21 protein-coding genes are annotated in these 18,678 nt (G+C 67.0%); 12 read left to right on the top strand and 9 right to left on the bottom strand.

Annotated elements, in window-relative coordinates:
- Positions 1-14 precede the first annotated feature (14 nt).
- The gene (locus D6M19_RS27915) at positions 15-1,052 is read left to right on the top strand and encodes an LLM class flavin-dependent oxidoreductase (protein ID WP_123028548.1); all 1,038 of its coding nucleotides are present in this window, start codon (positions 15-17) and stop codon (positions 1,050-1,052) included.
- Here D6M19_RS27915 and D6M19_RS27910 read toward each other — a convergent pair whose 3' ends face one another.
- Entirely contained in the window at positions 1,053-1,487 is a 435-nt protein-coding gene (locus D6M19_RS27910; RefSeq protein WP_123028528.1) for a nitroreductase family deazaflavin-dependent oxidoreductase, read from the bottom strand.
- The gene (locus D6M19_RS27905; protein WP_123028527.1) at positions 1,484-1,927 is read right to left on the bottom strand and encodes an HIT family protein; all 444 of its coding nucleotides are present in this window, start codon (positions 1,925-1,927) and stop codon (positions 1,484-1,486) included. Before D6M19_RS27905 ends, D6M19_RS27910 begins: the two co-directional genes overlap by 4 nt.
- 209 nt (positions 1,928-2,136) lie before the next feature.
- Here D6M19_RS27905 and D6M19_RS27900 point away from each other — a divergent pair, with 209 nt between their 5' ends.
- Complete coding sequence (locus tag D6M19_RS27900) at positions 2,137-3,585, top strand: S1C family serine protease (protein WP_123028526.1); 1,449 nt, start codon at positions 2,137-2,139, stop codon at positions 3,583-3,585.
- Between the two features lie 17 nt (positions 3,586-3,602).
- Here the strand turns inward: D6M19_RS27900 and D6M19_RS27895 are convergent, their stop codons facing one another.
- Both D6M19_RS27895 and D6M19_RS27890 read right to left on the bottom strand, forming a co-directional pair.
- Positions 3,603-4,070: a VOC family protein gene (locus tag D6M19_RS27895; RefSeq protein WP_123028525.1), complete on the bottom strand. Its 468-nt coding sequence runs from the start codon at positions 4,068-4,070 to the stop codon at positions 3,603-3,605.
- A gap of 64 nt (positions 4,071-4,134) precedes the next feature.
- A complete protein-coding gene (locus tag D6M19_RS27890) occupies positions 4,135-4,566 on the bottom strand; it encodes a type II toxin-antitoxin system Rv0910 family toxin (protein ID WP_123028524.1) in 432 nt (143 codons plus the stop codon).
- Positions 4,567-4,702: 136 nt separating this feature from the next.
- On the opposite strand from D6M19_RS27890, the gene D6M19_RS34390 reads away from it, so the two are divergent.
- Together D6M19_RS34390 and D6M19_RS27885 are read left to right on the top strand one after the other, a co-directional pair.
- Positions 4,703-4,870, top strand: a complete 168-nt coding sequence (locus D6M19_RS34390; protein ID WP_164478727.1) for a hypothetical protein — start codon at positions 4,703-4,705, stop codon at positions 4,868-4,870.
- Between the two features lie 250 nt (positions 4,871-5,120).
- Entirely contained in the window at positions 5,121-5,297 is a 177-nt protein-coding gene (locus D6M19_RS27885; protein WP_123028523.1) for a hypothetical protein, read from the top strand.
- Between the two features lie 58 nt (positions 5,298-5,355).
- Here D6M19_RS27885 and D6M19_RS34985 read toward each other — a convergent pair whose 3' ends face one another.
- Positions 5,356-5,793 (bottom strand): hypothetical protein, encoded by a 438-nt coding sequence (locus D6M19_RS34985; RefSeq protein WP_234835082.1) that lies wholly within the window; start codon positions 5,791-5,793, stop codon positions 5,356-5,358.
- 124 nt (positions 5,794-5,917) lie between these two features.
- Here D6M19_RS34985 and D6M19_RS27875 point away from each other — a divergent pair, with 124 nt between their 5' ends.
- Together D6M19_RS27875 and D6M19_RS27870 are read left to right on the top strand one after the other, a co-directional pair.
- Complete coding sequence (locus D6M19_RS27875) at positions 5,918-6,706, top strand: helix-turn-helix domain-containing protein (RefSeq protein WP_234835085.1); 789 nt, start codon at positions 5,918-5,920, stop codon at positions 6,704-6,706.
- 18 nt (positions 6,707-6,724) lie between these two features.
- The gene (locus D6M19_RS27870; RefSeq protein ID WP_123028520.1) at positions 6,725-8,116 is read left to right on the top strand and encodes an amidase; all 1,392 of its coding nucleotides are present in this window, start codon (positions 6,725-6,727) and stop codon (positions 8,114-8,116) included.
- Here the strand turns inward: D6M19_RS27870 and D6M19_RS27865 are convergent.
- On the bottom strand, positions 8,113-8,607 hold the full coding sequence (locus D6M19_RS27865) for a DNA-deoxyinosine glycosylase (protein WP_123028519.1): 495 nt from the start codon (positions 8,605-8,607) through the stop codon (positions 8,113-8,115). The two genes, D6M19_RS27870 and D6M19_RS27865, sit on opposite strands and share 4 nt — an antisense overlap.
- Before the next feature lie 23 nt (positions 8,608-8,630).
- Between D6M19_RS27865 and D6M19_RS27860 the strand changes: the two genes are divergently transcribed.
- Both D6M19_RS27860 and D6M19_RS27855 read left to right on the top strand, forming a co-directional pair.
- Complete coding sequence (locus D6M19_RS27860) at positions 8,631-9,755, top strand: adenylate/guanylate cyclase domain-containing protein (RefSeq protein WP_123028518.1); 1,125 nt, start codon at positions 8,631-8,633, stop codon at positions 9,753-9,755.
- Positions 9,756-9,767: 12 nt separating this feature from the next.
- Positions 9,768-10,892 carry an adenylate/guanylate cyclase domain-containing protein gene (locus tag D6M19_RS27855; protein ID WP_123028517.1) on the top strand — a complete coding sequence of 375 codons (1,125 nt, stop codon included), beginning with the start codon at positions 9,768-9,770 and terminating at the stop codon, positions 10,890-10,892.
- Between the two features lie 304 nt (positions 10,893-11,196).
- Here D6M19_RS27855 and D6M19_RS27850 read toward each other — a convergent pair whose 3' ends face one another.
- Positions 11,197-13,440 (bottom strand): heavy metal translocating P-type ATPase, encoded by a 2,244-nt coding sequence (locus D6M19_RS27850; RefSeq protein WP_123028516.1) that lies wholly within the window; start codon positions 13,438-13,440, stop codon positions 11,197-11,199.
- A gap of 71 nt (positions 13,441-13,511) precedes the next feature.
- On the opposite strand from D6M19_RS27850, the gene D6M19_RS27845 reads away from it, so the two are divergent.
- A complete protein-coding gene (locus D6M19_RS27845; RefSeq protein ID WP_123028547.1) occupies positions 13,512-14,162 on the top strand; it encodes a DUF305 domain-containing protein in 651 nt (216 codons plus the stop codon).
- Between the two features lie 10 nt (positions 14,163-14,172).
- Positions 14,173-14,604: a D-aminoacyl-tRNA deacylase gene (dtd, locus tag D6M19_RS27840; protein ID WP_123028515.1), complete on the top strand. Its 432-nt coding sequence runs from the start codon at positions 14,173-14,175 to the stop codon at positions 14,602-14,604.
- A 6-nt stretch (positions 14,605-14,610) separates the two neighbouring features.
- Here dtd and D6M19_RS27835 read toward each other — a convergent pair whose 3' ends face one another.
- Positions 14,611-15,567, bottom strand: a complete 957-nt coding sequence (locus D6M19_RS27835) for an AIM24 family protein (protein ID WP_123028514.1) — start codon at positions 15,565-15,567, stop codon at positions 14,611-14,613.
- Between the two features lie 72 nt (positions 15,568-15,639).
- Between D6M19_RS27835 and D6M19_RS27830 the strand changes: the two genes are divergently transcribed.
- On the top strand, positions 15,640-15,843 hold the full coding sequence (locus tag D6M19_RS27830; protein ID WP_123028513.1) for a hypothetical protein: 204 nt from the start codon (positions 15,640-15,642) through the stop codon (positions 15,841-15,843).
- Positions 15,844-15,920: 77 nt separating this feature from the next.
- Positions 15,921-16,487 (top strand): ATP-binding transcription factor AbmR, encoded by a 567-nt coding sequence (locus D6M19_RS27825; protein WP_123028512.1) that lies wholly within the window; start codon positions 15,921-15,923, stop codon positions 16,485-16,487.
- Here the strand turns inward: D6M19_RS27825 and D6M19_RS27820 are convergent.
- Positions 16,462-18,657, bottom strand: coding sequence for a molybdopterin-containing oxidoreductase family protein (locus tag D6M19_RS27820; protein ID WP_123028511.1), 2,196 nt, complete (start codon positions 18,655-18,657; stop codon positions 16,462-16,464). The two genes, D6M19_RS27825 and D6M19_RS27820, sit on opposite strands and share 26 nt — an antisense overlap.
- Positions 18,658-18,678 lie beyond the last annotated feature (21 nt).

Here is an 18,678-nt window from a genome sequence, read left to right as displayed (position 1 = left end):
GCGTTGACGCCCATATGCGGCTTTCCGTTCTCGATCTCGTACCCGTACGCACCGACCAGTCGACGTCCGACGCGCTTACCGCGTCCACCCAGCTTGCGCAGACCGCTGACCGGCTGGGATACACCCGCTACTGGGTGGCCGAACACCACAACATGCCCTCGGTGGCTGCGACAAGCCCGCCGGTGCTGATCGCCCACCTGGCCGCGCACACCTCGCACATCCGCCTCGGCTCCGGCGGTGTGATGCTGCCCAACCACGCGCCGTTGGCCGTCGCCGAACAGTTCGCCCTGCTCGAGGCCGCGCACCCCGGCCGGATCGACCTCGGCATCGGCCGGGCGCCCGGCTCAGATCCGCTGACGTCGTATCTGCTGCGCAACGCCGCCGGTCGGGATGACAGCGACATCGACAAGTTCCCGGAGTATCTCGACCACGTGGTGGCGATGATGAGCGCCAACGGGGTGCGCGTCACCATCCCGCAGCAGGACTACCTCCTCAAGGCGACGCCTTCCGCGACCACCGAGCCGAAGATGTGGCTGCTCGGCTCCTCGATGTATTCGGCGCATCTGGCCGCGGCCAAGGGGCTGCCATACGTGTTCGCCCACCACTTCTCCGGGCAAGGCACCGCGGAGGCGCTGGCCGTCTACCGGTCGGAGTTCCGGCCAAGCGATCTCACCGGCGAGCCCGTCACCTTCCTCACCGTCAACGCGGCGGTTGCCGAAACCCATGACGAGGCAATGGCATTGCTGTTGCCCAACCTGCAGATGATGGCCCGGCTGCGGACCGGCCAGCCGCTCGGGCCGGTCGACCTCGTCGAGGACGCCGAACAGAGGCGGCTGACGCCGCAGGAGCAGGCGGTGGTGGACAGCGGACTGCGCCGAGCCGTCGTCGGCGATCCGACCGAGGCTGCCGAACAGGTGCGCGCGCTGGCCGACGAATTCGACGTCGACGAGGTGATGGTGCACCCGGTGGCGTCGGCACGTCGCGGTACCGACCCGGCGACCGCACCGGCACGCGTCAAGACACTGGAACTGCTTGCGAAAGAGCTTTTCTGATCAGGCTTTCGGTGTCAGCCTGACGATCGGTATCGGCCGCGTGGTTTTCTTCTGATACTCGTTGTATGCCTTGTTGTATTTCGTGACGATCTTCCACAGCCGTTCGCGGTCCGGGTCGCCGGGCAACACCGGCTGTGCTGTTACCGCGAAACGCCTTGGCCCGACGTTGATTTCAACGTTGGGTTCTGCCCTTAAGTTGTGGTACCAGCCGGGCGAGCGCGGAGAGCCGCCGTTGGACGCGACCACCAGATAGTCGTCGCCGTCCCGCGCGTAGGTCAGCGACGTCGTGCGGGCCTTGGCTGTCTTGGCGCCGACGGTGTGCAACAGCAGGCTGGGCAGCAGCATCATCCGATGGCCGATCCACCCGTTCGTCCGCTGATAAACGGTTTCGTGCAGGCGCAGGTAGCCGCCGAACACCTTTTCAACCAGGTTCACGACGCACCGTCCTGCGTGGCATCAAGGCCGGCCAACGCATCCCGCAGGATGGCGCCGGTCTCCTCGCGGTCGGGGTCGCGACGCAGCAGCATGCCCTTCGCGAACGACAGTTTGTCGCCCGATTGCCGCGGCACCACGTGCAGGTGAATGTGGAACACGCTCTGGAACGCAGCCTTGCCGTCGTTGATGACGACGTTGTTGCCGTCGGCGTGCAGCCCGGACTGGCGCGCCGCCTTGGCGATGCGCTGACCGATGCGCACCATTTCGGCGCACGTCTGCGCCGGGGTGTCGGTCAGGTCGACGGAGTGGTGCTTGGGAATGACGAGGGTGTGGCCGCGGGTGAACGGGCGGATGTCGAGGATGGCCAAATAGTCGTCGTCCTCGTAGATCCGGATTGCGGGGGCATCTCCTGCCACGATGGCGCAGAACACACAGGACATCCCGCCAGGCTAACCCCTCGTGAATTCCTCGATCGGACCACCCTTTTTGCTCGTTGTGCCGGTTTGTTCGCGCGGTTTGCCCGAATGTGATCGCCGCCACAACCCAAAAGTCTTGGACTGTATAGATCTTTCTCTCAGTCGGGTCTCAGCGAGGCGGCGCACAGTGTGCCTAACCACTTTGCTCTCAAAGTCAAAGGAAGAGCCACTCCATGAAAAAGCAATCGCGGTACTCGCTGCGCGGGTCCGGCCGTCCATCGAGTCCAAGCCAACCCGTCGGCAGGCAGTATCCGGGCATCCCGCCACAGGGCGGGTACGGCCAGCCGTACGACTCGCGCTACACAACGCATCAGCCCGACTCGGCTTACGGCCCCTATGGCGCTGTGCATCAGCCTGATTCGACCCCGACAGCGCCGATTCCCGTGGTGCGCAAGCGCTCTCGGACCGGTGCCGTTGTGGCCGGGGCGGCGGCAGTCGCCGTGGTGTCCGCAGGTATCGGTGCCGCGGTGCTGGTCAACGACTCCGACCCGGCCGCCGCCAACAGCGCCGCTACCGCCGCCACCGCAGCGGCGCCCACCCCGAACCAGCCCGTCGCTGCACCGCCGTCCGGCTCGGTCGAGCAGGTGGCCGCGAAGGTGTTGCCCAGCGTGGTGAAGCTGCAGATCAGCATGGGACAGGGCAAAGAAGAGGGATCGGGCATCGTGTTGAGCTCCGACGGCCTCATCCTGACGAACAATCACGTCGTCGCCGCGCTGAGCGGTCCCGGTGCCGACCAGGCATCCAGCGTTCTCGGTGGGCAGGACGACCAGGGTTTCCCAGGTCTTCAGGGACTGCCAGGGCTTGGCGATCAGCCTTCACCGGGAGAGCAGGGATTGTCCGGCCAGAATCCGGAGGCCACCGTCTCCTTCGCCGACGGCAAGACCGTGCCCTTCACCGTTGTCGGCACCGACCCGGCCGATGACATCGCCGTCGTTCGGGCCGAAGGTGTTTCGGGCCTGACGCCGATCACGATGGGATCCTCGAAGGACCTGAAGGTCGGCCAGAACGTGGTGGCCATCGGATCGCCGCTCGGTCTCGATGGCACCGTGACCACCGGCATCATCAGCGCACTGGACCGGCCGGTCAGCACCGGCGACGGCAGCACCGGTCAGCATTCGGTGATGAACGCGATACAGACCGATGCCGCCATCAACCCGGGCAACTCGGGCGGAGCGCTGGTGAACATGAACGGCGAACTCGTCGGCGTGAACTCGGCGATCGCGTCGATGGGCGGCGGGGGCGGCCCAGACTCCGCAGGCGCGCAGAGTGGCTCGATCGGCCTCGGTTTCGCGATCCCATCGGATCAGGCCAAGCGCATCGCCGACGAATTGGTTTCCGACGGCCACGTCACACACGCGTCGTTGGGTGTGCAGCTGACGCAGGATCCCGGCGCGCGCGGCGCTGCGGTCGCCGAGGTGGTCGCCGACGGCCCCGCAGCGGCTGCGGGCCTGCCGAGCGGTGTGGTGATCACCAAGGTCGACGACCGGCCGATCGACGGCGCCGATGCGCTGGTCGCGGCGGTGCGCTCGAAGGCACCCGGAGACAACGTGACGCTGACGTACATGGACGCGTCCGGCGCGCCTCAGACCGTCAACGTGACGCTTGGGCAGGCGCGGACGTAATCCGATAGCCGGGTGGGTCAGACGTTCTGGGTGGCCCACTCGGCCATGCGCCGGTCGCGTTCTTCTGGCGCGACGTCCTCGACGCGCGTCATCACGGTCCAGCGCTGACCGAACGGGTCGAGGATCGACGCGAAGCGGTCTCCCGTGACGAAGGTCTGCGCCGGTTCACGGATCGTCGCGCCTGCCTTCTGGGCACGCGCCACCACGGCGTCGGTGTCCTCGCAGTACAGCGCCACCGAGTGGGTCGCGGGCGCCGTCGGGTCGGCCGCGGCGATCTGATACGCGTCGTTCGGGTCGGCCAGCTGCAGTCGGCCGGTGCCGAAATCCAGCTCGGCGTGGGCGACCGTCTCGCCGGGACCGTCCATCCGGTCGACGAGCGTGGCGCCGAACACCGAAACATAGAAGTCGATCGCGGCAGAAGCGCCGTCAATGCACAGGAACGGGGTCAGGCTGGTGTAGCCCTCCGGAATCGGTTTGACACTCATGTCCGCCAGCTTGGCGAACCGGCGCCGGTGCAGGATTGGAATTTCGCGCCAGCCGCCGGCGGCGTCAGCTGTAGAGCTCCTCGAACTTCTCGATGGAACGCTCGATGTCGCCCTTGACCAGCCGGGCGGCGGTCGCACCGATCGGTCCGAACAGCGGCCGACCGCCGAGATCGATTCTCACGGTGAAGCCGCACCCCGAACTGGTCGGCTCGACGGTCATCCTCAGCCCGTATTTGGTGCCGCCGACACCTTGACCGGTGATCGCCAACAGCGTTGGCGCGTCGAGTTCCTTCACCGTCCAGGTGACCCGGTTGCGCATCCCCTTGACCCCGGCGACGCCGACCAGTGTCGTACCGACTTTCAGTTCGTCGGGCAGCTCGCCTCGCCAGCCCTGGTGCATCGAGAGCCAATCGCCGAGGGTCGAAAAATTGGACGCGTGCTCCCAGGCTTCGTCCGGTGTCATCGACAGGTTGCGGGACAACTCGAGTTTGGCCATCTGTGAATGGTATAGGGGGCGATTCCTGCCATCCGCCCATCAATTGCTGCCATCGGAATTATCCGCTTGACCTCCGCGTTTACCCCAGTACAAGGTTCGCAAGAGAGAACCAAGAGAAAACGAAGAAGGCACCAAAATGAAGAATCTCGGATTAGCCACCATCGCAGCCGCCGGCCTGATTGCTGGTGTCCTCGGCTTCGCCGGTCCGGCCAACGCGGACATCGGACACCATGACTGGGTCAACGACATCCAGCCGACTGCCGTGGCCCCGCACGTCGACACCTCTGTACACCAGAGCCACTGACGCACGCAGCTACGAAAAGGGCACCCGGAAACGGGTGCCCTTTTCTGTGTTGTTCGAAGAAGTGCCGTTCCCACGCGTCATCCGGTGTCGTGGAAACGCGGCGGGATAACCCGCAACCGCGAGGTTCGGACAGCGAATGCTGCCAACCGACGATCAATTTCTGCCACCGGAATTAACCGTCTGACCTCACTGTTTAGACCATCAGAGGGCACAGAAGAGGGCCCACGGAGATAGAAAAGAAGGCACTGAAATGAAGAAGTTCGGATTCGCAGGAATCGCCGGTTTCGCCGCCACCGGCCTGGCGGCCGCAATCCTCGGCTTCGCCGCACCGGCCCAGGCTGACGTCGTCCACCACGACTGGATTCATGAGATCCAGCAGCAGGTGAATGTCCCGCAGGTCGACACGACCGTTCAGCAGAGTCGCTGACAACACCCGAAGAGGGCATCCGGAAACGGGTGCCCTCTTTTTTGTGCGTTCAGCTGGGCTAAGCCGGCGGCAGCGCGTCCGCTCCGGCGATGCACCGCATGGTCCCGGTGCTCTGCCAGGTCACACCGTCGGGCCGCTCACCGGTCAGCGATCCGGTGGCCTGGTCGATCACGCCGGTGTAATGCAGGACCTTTCCATTGTCGAAGCCGACGCCGAAGGCGACGGTCATGCCGTCGCTGCCGCCCTCACCGGTGCCACGCCACAGCGCGCCCTGGTTGGGCGGGATGGCGACCGCCGCTCCGCCAACGCTGCGGCCTGCGGTCGCCACCGTCACCTTCCAACCGTCGCTCTGCAGCAGCTTCAACGACGGCCCGAACTCCCAGCCGGAGGGGCAGTCGACGGCTGCGTTGCCGAGGGGAGCGGCGACCAGGGCGGCGGCGATCAGCGTCGCCGCGGCCAGCGAGGACGGCCCGATCACAGAGGGTGCGAATGACATAGGGATAGAGGTTAGGGCAGGCGACCGTTCGGGTCATCGGTTTGCCCGACCGGTCGGCGCGCTTCGTAACCTGGACGGCGTGGCCGCCGGGGATGAGAAGCCGCTGGACGCACCGTTGCGCGGGGTGGTCGGCCGCGCCGCGTCGGCCCCGTTGTTCGACCTCGACCGGTGGGCGCCGTCGGAGTCGGCGGGCCGCTTCGTCGAGCACTTCTGGTCGGTGGACTGGGACCTGCGCGGTCGAGAGCCGCTGACCAACACGGTGATCACGTTTCCGTCGCTGCACGTCACCCACGAATGGGGCAGCGACACCCCGCGGCACGGGTTCGCGCTGCCGAACACGCTTGTGCACGGCGTTGTCGACCGGGTGTTTCGTACCACGATCGGCGAGCGCGGCACCGTCGTTGGCGCCCGGTTCCGACCCGGCGGTTTCACCGCGCGTTTCGGCCGTGACGCCGCCGCGCTGACCGGACGGGTCGAGCCCGTGGACGCCGATTTGTTCGGCGCGCCGATAACTCTGGACGATGACGTCGAGTCGGCGGCTGCGGGTCTGGACGACGCGATCGCGTCGGGCGCGCACGACACGGATCCGACGTATACCTCGCTGTCGGCGCTTGTGGAGCGGATCCGCGACGACGATCGCCTGCACCGGGTGGAGCAGGTGATGCGGCTGTCGCCGTGGAGCGCCCGCACCACCCAGCGGGTGTTCCGGCGCTATGTCGGCGTGCCGGTGAAATGGGTGTTGTGCCGCTACCGGCTACAGCAGGCGGCCTTGGAGATCGAGCGCGACCCTGATGTCGACTTCGCCGACCTGGCGGTCCGCCTCGGCTGGTACGACCAGGCGCATTTCATCAACGACTTCCGGTCGATGCTGGGCAGTACACCCGGTGAATACGCCGACGCCAACGGTCGCTAGAGCGCTACGCTGCCGCGGGTGGACCCCACCGACCTCGCGTTCGCCGGTGCCGCCGAACAGGCGCGCCTGCTCGCCGCGGGCACCGTCACCGCCCCCGCGCTGCTCGACCTGTACCTGGATCGCATCGCCCGGCTGGATCCGCAACTGCGGGCATACCGCGTCGTGCTCGCCGACTCCGCGCGCCGGGAGGCGGCCGCCGCCCAGGCCCGCCTCGACGCCGGTGAGCGGTCGCCGCTGCTCGGCGTGCCGATCGCGATCAAGGACGACGTCGACGTCGCAGGCGAGGTGACGACCTACGGCACCGACGCATACGGACCCGTCAAGGCCGACGACGCCGAGGTGGTGCGCAGGCTGCGCGCGGCGGGCGCGGTAATCGTCGGGAAGACGAACGTGCCCGAGATGATGCTGTGGTCGTTCACCGAGACCCTCACGTTCGGCGCGACGCGGAACCCGTGGGACACCAACCGCACACCGGGAGGCAGCAGCGGCGGCAGCGGCGCCGCGGTCGCAGCGGGCCTGGCGCCGATGGCATTGGGCTCCGACGGAATGGGGTCGATCCGGATCCCGTCGACGTGGTGCGGGCTGTTCGGGATCAAGCCGCAGCGCGACCGGGTTCCGCTCGCACCGCACGACGGCGCGTGGAACGGCCTCTCCGTCAACGGTCCGTTGGCCAGGACCGTGGAGGACGCCGCCCTGTTCCTGGACGTGACCTCGACGACGCCCGCGCCGGAGGGCAGTTTCGTCGCCGCGGCGGCCCGTGCACCCGGGCGGCTGCGAATCGCGTTGAGCACCAAGGTTCCCCCAACTCTGACCGCGCGGGTCGGCAGAGCGCAGCGGGCGGCCGTAGATGACGCAGGGAAACTGTTGCGGGACCTCGGGCACCAGGTGGTGACACGTGATCCCGACTATCCGGTCGGCGCGGTCTACGGCCAGCTGATGCCGCGCTACTTCCGCGGCGCGTACGACGATGTTCAGACGCTGCCGCGCAAGGAGCGTCTCGAGAAGCGCACCCGCGCGTTCGCCCGCATCGGCGGGCTGATCTCAGATCACCGGATGGTCGCCATCCGCCGAGCGGAAACCGAACTGGCCCAACGGGTTCTGTCGATCTTCGACGACGTCGACGTGCTCATCACGCCGGGAACGGCCAGCGGGCCGTCGCGTATCGGTGCCTATCAGCGTCGCGGTGCGGTGGCGACGCTGGCGCTCGTCGCGCAGCGGGTGCCGTTCCAGGCGATGTTCAACGCAACGGGTCAGCCTGCCGCGGTCGTGCCGTGGGGACTCGACGAGGATGGCCTGCCGACGTCAATTCAGATAGTCGGCAGGCCATTCGACGAGGCCACCCTGTTGTCGCTCGCCGCGCAGATCGAGAAGGCGCGGCCGTGGGCGCAGCGCAGGCCGCCAGAGTCCTAACCGGCCAGCGCTTCTCGCCACGCCCGCAGTTTGTCTTCATAGCGCATTGTCTGCGCCGGGCTCGTGGACGGCAGCCGACGGTAGCGCAGGGGCCGGTCGACGCCTGCGAGGCGAATGAAGTTCTTCTCCGCGGCCGCGCCGTTGAAAAACACCCGATCGATCGTGGGATGCGCGTCGAAGAACGAGCCGAAGTCGTTGGCCACCATACTGTCCGGTTCGATCGCCGAATCGAGGCTGCCAACACGGCGGCACATCTGCAGCACATCCCACACCGCGACGCCGCTGCCGCGCAGCGCCACGGTCCGGTCGGCGTAAGCGGACGACGGATCGAACCCGACGATGTCGGCTGCGATGCGCCAGAAGGCGTTGCGCGGGTTGCCGTAATACTCCTGCGCGGCCAGCGACATCACGCTTGGCATGTTGCCGAGAATGAGGATCCGCGCATCGTCATCGACGATCGGCGGCAGACCCTCCAGCAACGGTCCCGACATGGGTACAGGTATACGTTGAGGCGGTGGCCGACGACACCGATATCGACGCCATCGAGGAGGCCGGCCTGCTCGACGGTCTCGAGGGGGTGGCGCGCGCCGAACGGGCCGAGCTGATCGAGTGGCTGCTCGCCGAGGGCTTCACCGTCGAACACATTCGCTCTGAGTTCGCGCCGATGCTGATGCCCGCGGGCCGCGTCGTCGGTGATGACGGCGTGTACGTGTCATCGCGACAGATCTGCGAGGACACCGGCATCGACCTCGAACTGCTCGAGGCGATGCAGCGGGCGTTCGGCCTCCCGCGGGTCGATGATCCCGACGCGCCGGTTCACCTTCGGGCCGACGCGGAGGCCGCGGCGCAGGCACGGATGTTCGTCGAGGTGGGATTCACCCGCGAGCAGCTGATCGCGGTGGCGCGCGTGCTCGGGCACGGGATGGCACAGGCCGCCGAGGTGATGCGCCAAGTGGTGCTGGAAACGGTGATCGAACCGGGCGCGACGGAACTGGAGATCGCCAAGGCCTATGGCGAACTGGTTCAGCGAGCCTCGCCGCTGCTCGGACCGCTGGCCGAGGGCGTGCTGCGGTTGCAGCTTCGGCACGGCTTGGAGACCGAGGCGGTCAGTGTCGCTGAGCGGGCGGCCGGGAAGCTGCCAGGGGCGCGTGACGTCACCGTGTGCTTCGCCGATCTCGTCGACTTCACCCGGTTGGGCGAAGCGGTGCCGCCGGAGGAGTTGGAGAACCTCGCCAACCGCTTGACCGGCCTTGCCCGCGACGTCGCGTCGCCGCCCGTCGGTTTCATCAAGACGATCGGCGACGCGGTGATGTTCGTCAGCACCGACGCGGCTGCGTTGCTGCGTGCCGCACTCGAGCTGTTGGACGCCGCGGAGAAGGAAGACATGCCGCCGTTGCGCGTCGGGCTGGCTGCGGGCAGCGCGGTGCGCCGGGCCGGCGACTGGTTCGGCAGCCCGGTGAACCTTGCCAGCCGGGTGACCGCGGTGGCCCGTCCTGGGACGGTCCTGGTCGCCGAGTCGGCACGCGACCTCATCGGCGAGTCCGACGACTTCAGCTGGTCTTTTGCCGGCGCGCGGCATGTCAAGGGCATCAAGGGCGAGGTGAAGTTGTTTCGGGCCCGCACGGCCGGTGCGGAATAGTAGGTTGACGACATGGCGGCGGATGCCGACTTCGAGGCGTTGGGCCTGCTTGTCGGCCTCGAGGGCCAGGCGCGCCAGGAGCGCGTCGACCTGATCAACTGGCTGCTGGACCGCGGCTTCGAACTCGATCACATTCGCGGTTCGGTCGGCGCACCGCTGAACCTGGCCAGCAGCCGGGTGATCGGCGACGACGGCACGTGCGTGTCCGCGCGCGAGATATGTCGGTCAGCCGGCGTCGATCTGGCGTTCCTGCAGCGGATCCATCGCGCAATCGGCCTGCCTCGCATCGACGATCCCGACGCCGCGAACCTGTTGCTTGCCGATGGTGAGGCCGCCGTGCAGGCGAGGATCATTCTGGACCTCGGCATCGATCCCGACGAAGTGATCGCGGTCCTGCGCGTGATGTCCGAAAGCCTCGGGCATACGGCCGCGGTCATGCGGGAAGCGGCGCTGAAGGCGATCTTGAGGCCCGGCGCCACCGAGATCGAGGTCGCCGAGGCGATAGAGGCACTCGCGCTGCGAGCGGCGCCGTCGTTCGGGCCGATGATGGAGGCTCTGCTGCGGCTCGAGCTTCGGCGGTCGTTCGCGATAGAAGCCGTGACCGCAGCCGAGCGCGCCGCGGGAATACTTCCCGGCGCTCGACCGGTCACGGTGTGCTTCGCCGATCTCACGGGCTTCACGATGCTGGGCGAGCAGCTTCCGCCAGAAGATCTCGAACGCGTCGCCAATCGGCTGGCCGAACTCGCCCATGACGTGTCGTCGGTGCCGGTGCGGTTCGTGAAATCGATCGGCGACGCGGTGATGCTGATCAGCTTCGAACCGGTACCGCTCGTCGATGTGGTTCTCGACCTCGCCGATGCGGCTGCCGCAAACGACCTGCCGCCCTTGCGGATCGGCATCGCGTCGGGCTGTGCCGTCAGCCGGGCGGGGGACTGGTTCGGCAGCCCGGTCAACGTGGCGAGCCGGGTCACCACGGTGGCGGGTCCAGGTGTCGTGCTTGCCACGGCGTCGACAAGGGACGCCGTCGGCACGGCTGGTGACTTCACGTGGTCGTCAATCGGTCCACGGCAGCTCAGGGGTGTCAGCGGCGACATCACGCTGTTCCGCGTCGGGCGGCCGGTATCGCAGCTCACCTGAGTCACTTCCGAATCAAGCGCCCCGTCGCACCCGATTTTCCGGTGTGTTTTAGGGAAATACCTTGACAGAAGTGTTAATAAACAAGATCAAGGGGTAACCCGCTCACGGTCAGGGGGAAAGGGCCGGAAAATGGATGTATTAGGCGCCAGCGCGCATCGGGATCCGGATATCCCGATGACTTCGGCATCGGACTTGCTCACCGTCTCATCCATCTGTCCTGCGTGTGGCTATCCCGCCCTCGGCATGGACCTGTGCGCGTGTTGCAGGCTGATCACAAAGCAGGCTGTTTGACGTCGCGCTCGTCCTAGCGCGACGGGGCGAATCGACGCAGCCGCAGGCTGTTCGTCACGACGAACACCGAGCTGAAAGCCATTGCGGCACCGGCGATCAGCGGGTTGAGCAGGCCGAGCGCGGCAAGCGGCAGCGCGGCGACGTTGTACGCGAACGCCCAGAACAGATTGCCCTTGATCGTGCGCAGGGTGGCGCGCGACAGCCGGATGGCGTCCGCCGCTGCGCGCAGATCGCCACGCACCAGCGTCAGATCAGACGCCGCGATCGCGACGTCGGTGCCGGTGCCCATCGCCAGGCCGAGGTCGGCCTGAGCCAGCGCGGCGGCGTCGTTGACGCCGTCACCGACCATCGCGACCACCTTGTGTTCGCTCTGCAACCTCTTGATCTGGTCCACCTTTTCGGCGGGTAGCACCTCGGCGATCACGTCGTCGATTCCGAGTTGCCGCGCCACTGCGTTGGCGGCGCGCCGGTTGTCGCCGGTCAGTAGCACAGGCGTCAATCCGAGGTCGCGCAGTTCGGCGATGGCGGCGGGCGACGTCTCCTTGACGGTGTCGGAGACGACGATGACCGCGCGGATCTGGCCGTCCACCGCGAACCACACCGCGGTCTTTCCGTCGGCCTCGGCCGTGTCAGCGGCGGAGCGAAGTGCGTCGGGCGCGTCGAGGGCCCTCTCGCCGTGCAGCCAGCTGTATCGTCCGGCGGCGAGTTCGCGGTCCTCGACGACACCCGTGACACCTCTGCCGCCGTGGTTTTCGAAGCCGATCACCGGCGGCAGCGGGCCCGCATCGGCGGCGCGCGTTGCGACGGCTCGTGCGATCGGGTGTTCCGACGCGTGCTCGAGAGCGCCTGCGAGCCACAGCATTTCGGGGCCGTCAGCCTCGTCGACCGTATACACGGACGTGACGGTCATCTGTCCGGTGGTCACCGTGCCGGTCTTGTCGAGCACGACGGTGTCGACTCGTCGCGTCGATTCCAGCACCTGCGGACCCTTGATCAGAATGCCCAACTGCGCGCCGCGTCCGGTTCCCACCAGCAGGGCGGTCGGGGTGGCCAGCCCGAGTGCGCACGGGCACGCGATGATCAGGACGGCGACGGCGGCGGTGAATGCGGCGGAGGCCGGTGCGCCGATGAGCAACCAGGCGGCAAGAGTCAGCAGGGAAAGCGCGATCACGATGGGAACGAAGACCGCAGAGATTCGATCGGCCAACCGCGCCACCTCGGCCTTGCCGCTCTGGGCTTCGGTGACAAGTCGGGCGATCTGGGCGAGTTGGGTGTCGGAGCCGACGCGGGTCGCGCGGACCTCGAGGCGTCCTCCGACGTTGACTGTCGCGCCGACGACGTGGTCGCCGGGACCGACCTCGACGGGCACGGGTTCTCCGGTCAACATCGACGCGTCGACGGCCGACGTGCCAGAAACCACGACGCCGTCGGTGGCGATCTTCTCGCCGGGGCGTGCGACGAAGACGTCGTCGACGGCGAGTTGGTCTGTGGGAATGCGGGTTTCGGTCGATCCGCCACGCAGGACAGCGACATCCTTTGCGCCCATGTCGAGCAGGGCCCGCAGCGCAGCGCCGGACTGCCGTTTGGCGCGCGACTCGAAGTAGCGCCCGGCCAGGATGAAGGTGGTGACGGCCGCGGCGACTTCTAGATAGAGATGCGGTGCGCCGTCGTTGTTCGCAAAGAGGCTCAGCGTCATCTTCATGCCTGGCGCGCCCGCATGGGTGAAGAGCAGCGCCCATAGCGACCAGAGGTAGGCGGCGGCCACGCCGACCGAGATGAGCGTGTCCATCGTCGCGGCGCGGTGGCGCAGGTTGGCGAGCGCGGCCCGATGGAAAGGCCATGCGCCCCACAGCACGACCGGGGTGGCAAGGCCTGCGACTAGCCACTGCCAGTAGTCGAACTGCAGCACGGGCACCATCGACAGCAGCACCACCGGTACGGTCAGCGCTGCCGAGATGAGCAGCCGTCGCCGCCACGACGTGGTCGCGCCGGAGTCGTCTGGGGACGCGGACTGCTCCTCGCTCGCGGGTAGCGTTGCGGTGTAACCGGTTTCTTCGACGGCGGCCACCAGGTCTTCCGCCGTGACGCCTGCCGGGTAGTCGACCGTGGCCTTTTCGGTGGCGAAGTTGACGGTTGCGACGACGCCATCGACCTGGTTGAGCCGCTTCTCGATGCGGCCCGCGCACGATGCGCACGACATGCCGCCAAGGGCCAGCGTGACTCGATGCCGATCGGTGGTGTCGACGGGGGGCGTCATACTTGCCACCCTATACCCATAGGGGGTATAGGTAAAGGAAACGAGAGGACGACGAACACATGACGAAAATGATGTGGAGCCGATCGATGCTGATCGGTGCGGGCGCCATCGTGGCGCTTGTGGTCTCAGCGGGCTGTAGCAGCGGAAACGGCGGCAACGAGCAGGCGGGCCAGCAGGCCCCCGGGACACCTTCGGCGACCTCGGCGCCCGCCGGCCAGGACCACAACCAGGCGGACGCAATGTTCGCTCAGCACATGATTCCGCATCACCAGCAGGCGATCGAGATGAGCGACATCGTGTTCGGCAAGCAGGGCATCGACCCTCGTGTCACCGATCTGGCCAAACAGATCAAGGCCGCCCAGGGTCCCGAGATCGAGCAGATGCGGAGCTGGTTGTCCCAGTGGGGCAATCCGCCGATGCCCGCGATGACTCCGGGCGAGGGGCAGGACGGTCACGACATGGGCGACATGTCGGGAATGTCCGGCGGGATGATGGGCATGATGTCCGGCGAGGACATGACGGCGCTGAAGAACGCCGCAGGAGTCGAGGCGAGCAGGCTGTTTCTGACCGGCATGATCACCCACCATCAGGGTGCAATCGATATGGCGCAGAACGAAATCAACGACGGCCGGTTCGCGCCGGCGATCGAACTGTCGCGGACGATCGTGAAGACGCAGCAGCAGGAGATCGACACCATGAAGGGCATCCTCGCGACGCTGTAGCGTCGTCGCCGTGCGCATCCTCGTTCAGCGGGTCACGTCGGCGTCTGTGAAGGTCGACGGTGTCGTCGTCGGCGCCATCGAACCGGACGCCCAGGGGTTGCTCGCGCTTGTCGGCGTCACGCACGACGACGACGTGAACAAGGCTCAGCGGTTGGCCGAAAAGCTGTGGCAATTGCGGATTCTCGACGACGAGAAGTCGGCTGCCGACGTCAACGCACCGATCCTGGTCGTCAGCCAGTTCACCTTGTACGCCAACACCACCAAGGGCAGGCGCCCGACGTGGAACGCCGCCGCACCGGGCGCCGTCGCCGAACCCCTGGTGATCGCATTCGCCGACGCCTTGCGCGGGTTGGGCGCACATGTCGAGAATGGCGTGTTCGGCGCGCATATGGAGGTCGAGCTCGTCAACGACGGCCCGGTGACCGTTGCGCTCGAGCTGTGACCCGGCCTACCCGGTCGCCGTGATCTGCACCCCTTCCGACGGTTGCACGATCACGAAACCCTGCCCGTAGAACGACACCTGGACCGCCTCGCCAGACCCGCGACCGATCAGCGCACCCGCCTTGAAGCTCGTCTTCAGTTGCGTCTGCAGGTGCGCTGACCACGCGACGACAGCGTTGGTGTCGGCAAACGTCGGTGCCTCGGCGGCGTTCAGCACCACCGGCGGGCCGTCGGTCGTCAACGCCACCCAGCCGGTGCCGCGAAGCGTCGTGTTGAACAACCCGCCCGTCGCCATGCTGCCGCCCTTCACCCGCTCGATGTTCCAGTCGAGGCTCGAGGAGAACGCCAGCACGTTCTTGCCGCTGATCGAAAGCCCGGAGTTGTTGATGTTGAGCAGATGGACGTCGTAGGCGCGCTCGGCGAGAAAGACGTCACCCTGGCCCTGGCACCGCATCAACGGCAAGCCCTCACCGGTAAGCGCCTTCTTGATGAACTTCGACGCGCCACCGCCCTCGAAGGAGAAGTCCACGTTGCCCTGGTAGGCGACCATCGAGCCCTGCCGTGCCATGAACGGTTCGCCAAGCCGCACGCGCAGCAGCTTGGAGTTCTGGTTGGCGATCGGCTTGGCCTCTTTCTCGCTGAACCGCCCGTCGACGAGATCGCCGGTGATGCCCGCGAAGCCGTCTCCCTGCGGCGCCTGGCCACCGGCAGCCGGACCGCCCTGTTGGACCTGGGCCTGCGGCTGCCCGCCATGTTGGCCGCCGCCCTGGGGTTGGCCGCCGCCGTGCGGTTCCCCGCCGCCCTGCGGTTGACCGCCGCCGGGCCCAGGTGCGCTGCCCATCGGAACGCGGCTCACCTGACCGCGCTGCGAAACCTGATCCGTCCAGCGCTGCCCGTCCCACCAGCGGTACTCGTAGCGGCCTTCGGGGTCCGGTTGCCAACTGCCAGCTCCAGGTCCAGTCACGGTTCACTCCTTTGTGCTTCAGGGTTTCCCGACACTATGCCGTGGTCGTCGCAACGCTGGCATCCTTATTGCATGGCAAAAGAAATCGACCGGGTACGAGCGCAGAGCGCCGTCTCGGTCATCAAGCAGCACCCCGGCATGGTGCTGTTCGCGGCATCGCCCGCGATCGTGGCGCTGGCCGCCGTGTGGTGGTTGTTCGGCGCGGGCTGGGCCGCACTGCTGCTGGTCGGCATGGTGGTCGGCGGGGGAGCCGCGGTCCTGATGAAGCGCAGCTAGCCCGCCGGCGAGCTCTGATTGTTTCGCCGTGGGAGAAAGCCGTCTCAGCAGGCGTGTAACGGTGTAATCATGTAATCATGAGAGCACATCACACACATGGTCGACGGTCAGGCCGCCCAGGCGGCTGGCAGCAGGCCAATCAGCCAGACGCAGGCGACGCGGCCGAATGGTTCGCAGGACGCCTGCCCGATTGGTTCGACGGCGACCCCACCGTGGTGGTCGACCGCGAGGAGATCACCGTCATCGGCCGGCTTGCCGAACCCGAGGCGCAAGAGAGCGAAGCCCGCGCATCGGGCCGCGCATCCCGGTTCCGCGAGGAAACCCGGTCGGAGCGGATGCGGATCGCCGACGAGGCGCAGGAAAAATACGGCCGCAAGGTGTCGTGGGGCGTCGAGGTTGGTAGTGGCGACGCGGCCGAGCGAATCCTGTTCACCCACATCGCGGTCCCGGTGATGACGCGCCTGCGGCAGTCGGAGCGCCAGGTACTCGACACCCTTGTCGACGCAGGGGTTGCGCGATCCCGTTCCGATGCCTTGGCCTGGTCGGTCAAGCTGGTCGGCGAGCACACCGACGAGTGGCTGACCAAGCTGCGCGACGCGATGCGCAACGTCGACGACCTCAGGTCAGAGGGGCCTCAGGTCTGAGTCGGCCAACGCGTTCGACGCCGACGTAGGACGAACTCAGCGCCGAGGTCTGCGACAAGGGGTCGACAGGGCCGCCGTCGACGAGCAGGTTGCGGTTGGCGCCGAACGACTCCGCCGTAGCGCCGCCGCGTGGATCGAAAATCCTTGAGCCCCAGCCGTGGTCGACGACGACAACGCCGTGGCGCGGCTGCTTGCTGATCGTCGCGGGCAGCTCGATCTCGCCGACCGGCGAGAAGACCCGGACCCGGTCGCCGTCGCCGACACCCAGCGCTGCGGCGTCATCAGGGTGAATGACGACCTCGTTCCTCTTGCCCGACGGATGCAGGCCCGGCAGCTCGTTGAGCCATGAGTTCATCGCGTGGCGGCTGCGCCGGCCCGCCAATTGGAACGGGTAGCGCTCTGGCGCCACCGGATGGGGCTCGGCGAGCAGCTCACGCGCACGTTCGACGAACTCCGGCGGCGCGGCGTGCACCTTCTTGTCGGCCGTCCGCAACGCCGCCCTGAAATGCCCGAACTCCCGTGGGCCCAGCACCCATCCGTGTGGATGGGCCATCACGTCGCGCCACTTGATCCTGCGGCCGTTGAACTTTCGTCCGGTCGCCAACACCAGTCGGTCGATCCAGTGCGGACCGAACTCCAGAAGCGGCTTGCGCGTTGTGCGGGCGATCCGCCGGCTGGCCCTGATGAAGGTGTTGACGCCCCTCGCATTGAACAGAGGTTTGCGCATCGCGATGGCGAGGTCGGTGAAGATCCGCCACTCCTGACGCGCACCCGGTGGCGGTTCGACGGCTTTCGGCCCGAACTGCAGGTACGGCTCGTCGTGCATATTGCTGGTGAACGCAAGCAGGTCGTCGCGTTCGAGCCAGTGCACGGCAGGCAACAGCCAGTGCGCGTGCCGGTGGCTTTCGCGCTGCACGAAGTCGATGGCCACCAACAGGTCCAGCTGCGCGAAAGCCTCGTCCAGCTTTCGCCCGTCGGGCCCGGATACCACGGGATTGCCACAGTTGATCACCATCGCGCGGATCTGGCCAGGGCCGGGAGTTGTTATCTCGTCGGGCAATTCGCTGAGTGCATGGGCGCCGGCGACCATCTCACGGCCGCGCAGCCTGCTGTGGTGCGGTCTTGCTTTGATCCGGCCGGACAACCCGATGGCGTCGACGTAGCCGGGCTCGAAGCGCCTGCCGCCCGGTCGGTCCATCCGCCCGGTGATCACGTTGAGCACGTGCCCGAGCCACTCGGCGATGGTCCCCGCGAGATGCATCGATACCCCCGTTCGGGTGACGACCATCGCCCGCGACGCGGTGGCGAAATCCCTTGCTACCTGCTCGATATCGGCACGAGGAAGGTCGCAGCGCGACGCGAGATCGTCGAGATCCGCTTGCGCGACCAAGGTGCGCAGTTCCCCGATGCCGGTGGCGAGGTCGGCACAGTCCTCCTTGTGCTCCAAGCCCTCGTCGAGCACGACTTTGACCATCGCCAACAACAGCGCCCAATCTTGTCCCGGCCGCAGCGCCAGGTGCACGTCGGCCTTCTCGACGGTTTCGGTGCGCAATGGATCGACGACGACGATTTTCGCGCCCTGCCGCCTGCGCTCCAGCGCCCGTTTCCAGCCGCCGGGAACGGTCTCCAGCCAATTCCATGCGCTGACAGCGGGATTGGTGCCCACCAGCAGGAAGTAGTCGCAGTTGTCGATATCGGACACCGGCGCCATCAGCATCGAGCCATACATCGCGGACGCGACGACGTGCATCGCGTTCTGGTCGACCGAGCCGACGGAGTAGCGGCTGTGTGTGCCGATCGCGTCCAGCCAGCCGTTGAAGAAGATGATGTTGGACGACGAGAAGCCCGCGGGGTTGCCGTAGTAGGCGCCGACGGCGTCGGGCCCGCCGACGTCGATCGCCGCGTTCATTCGAGTGGCGATGTCAGCGATCGCCTCATCCCACGTGGCTTCGACGTACGTGTCGCCGACCCGACGCATCGGCTCCAGGATGCGACGGGGGTGCTCGACGAGTTGGTTGGCGGTTCGGCCCTTGGCGCAGAAGTCCCGCCAGGTGTGTGGGTTCTGCTTGTCGGCCGAGATCTTCGTGACGGTGTTGCCGTCGACCGTGACCTCGATGCCGCACGACGCGAGGCAGTATCGGCAGAACGTGTGCACCGTCCTGGTACTCATAGGAGGACATCCTGCCTCAAT

Source organism: Mycolicibacterium stellerae (assembly GCF_003719305.1).
GTDB classification, from domain to species: domain Bacteria; phylum Actinomycetota; class Actinomycetes; order Mycobacteriales; family Mycobacteriaceae; genus Mycobacterium; species Mycobacterium stellerae.
Note: the sequence above shows the minus strand (reverse complement) of the source record. Positions and strands in the feature narration are given on the sequence as shown.

Excerpts from the sequence above, each read along its gene's own strand:
- D6M19_RS27885 (WP_123028523.1), top strand. The coding sequence starts at position 5,121 with ATGAAGAAGTTCGGATTCGCAGGAATCGCCGGTTTCGCCGCCACCGGC.
- D6M19_RS27820 (WP_123028511.1), bottom strand. The coding sequence starts at position 18,657 with ATGAGTACCAGGACGGTGCACACGTTCTGCCGATACTGCCTCGCGTCG.
- D6M19_RS27830 (WP_123028513.1), top strand. The coding sequence starts at position 15,640 with ATGGCAAAAGAAATCGACCGGGTACGAGCGCAGAGCGCCGTCTCGGTC.
- D6M19_RS27900 (WP_123028526.1), top strand. The coding sequence starts at position 2,137 with ATGAAAAAGCAATCGCGGTACTCGCTGCGCGGGTCCGGCCGTCCATCG.
- D6M19_RS27890 (WP_123028524.1), bottom strand. The coding sequence starts at position 4,566 with ATGGCCAAACTCGAGTTGTCCCGCAACCTGTCGATGACACCGGACGAA.
- D6M19_RS27855 (WP_123028517.1), top strand. The coding sequence starts at position 9,768 with ATGGCGGCGGATGCCGACTTCGAGGCGTTGGGCCTGCTTGTCGGCCTC.
- D6M19_RS27850 (WP_123028516.1), bottom strand. The coding sequence starts at position 13,440 with ATGACGCCCCCCGTCGACACCACCGATCGGCATCGAGTCACGCTGGCC.
- D6M19_RS27845 (WP_123028547.1), top strand. The coding sequence starts at position 13,512 with ATGTGGAGCCGATCGATGCTGATCGGTGCGGGCGCCATCGTGGCGCTT.
- D6M19_RS34390 (WP_164478727.1), top strand. The coding sequence starts at position 4,703 with ATGAAGAATCTCGGATTAGCCACCATCGCAGCCGCCGGCCTGATTGCT.
- D6M19_RS27825 (WP_123028512.1), top strand. The coding sequence starts at position 15,921 with ATGAGAGCACATCACACACATGGTCGACGGTCAGGCCGCCCAGGCGGC.
- D6M19_RS27915 (WP_123028548.1), top strand. The coding sequence starts at position 15 with ATGCGGCTTTCCGTTCTCGATCTCGTACCCGTACGCACCGACCAGTCG.
- D6M19_RS27895 (WP_123028525.1), bottom strand. The coding sequence starts at position 4,070 with ATGAGTGTCAAACCGATTCCGGAGGGCTACACCAGCCTGACCCCGTTC.
- D6M19_RS27905 (WP_123028527.1), bottom strand. The coding sequence starts at position 1,927 with ATGTCCTGTGTGTTCTGCGCCATCGTGGCAGGAGATGCCCCCGCAATC.
- D6M19_RS27865 (WP_123028519.1), bottom strand. The coding sequence starts at position 8,607 with ATGTCGGGACCGTTGCTGGAGGGTCTGCCGCCGATCGTCGATGACGAT.
- D6M19_RS34985 (WP_234835082.1), bottom strand. The coding sequence starts at position 5,793 with ATGTCATTCGCACCCTCTGTGATCGGGCCGTCCTCGCTGGCCGCGGCG.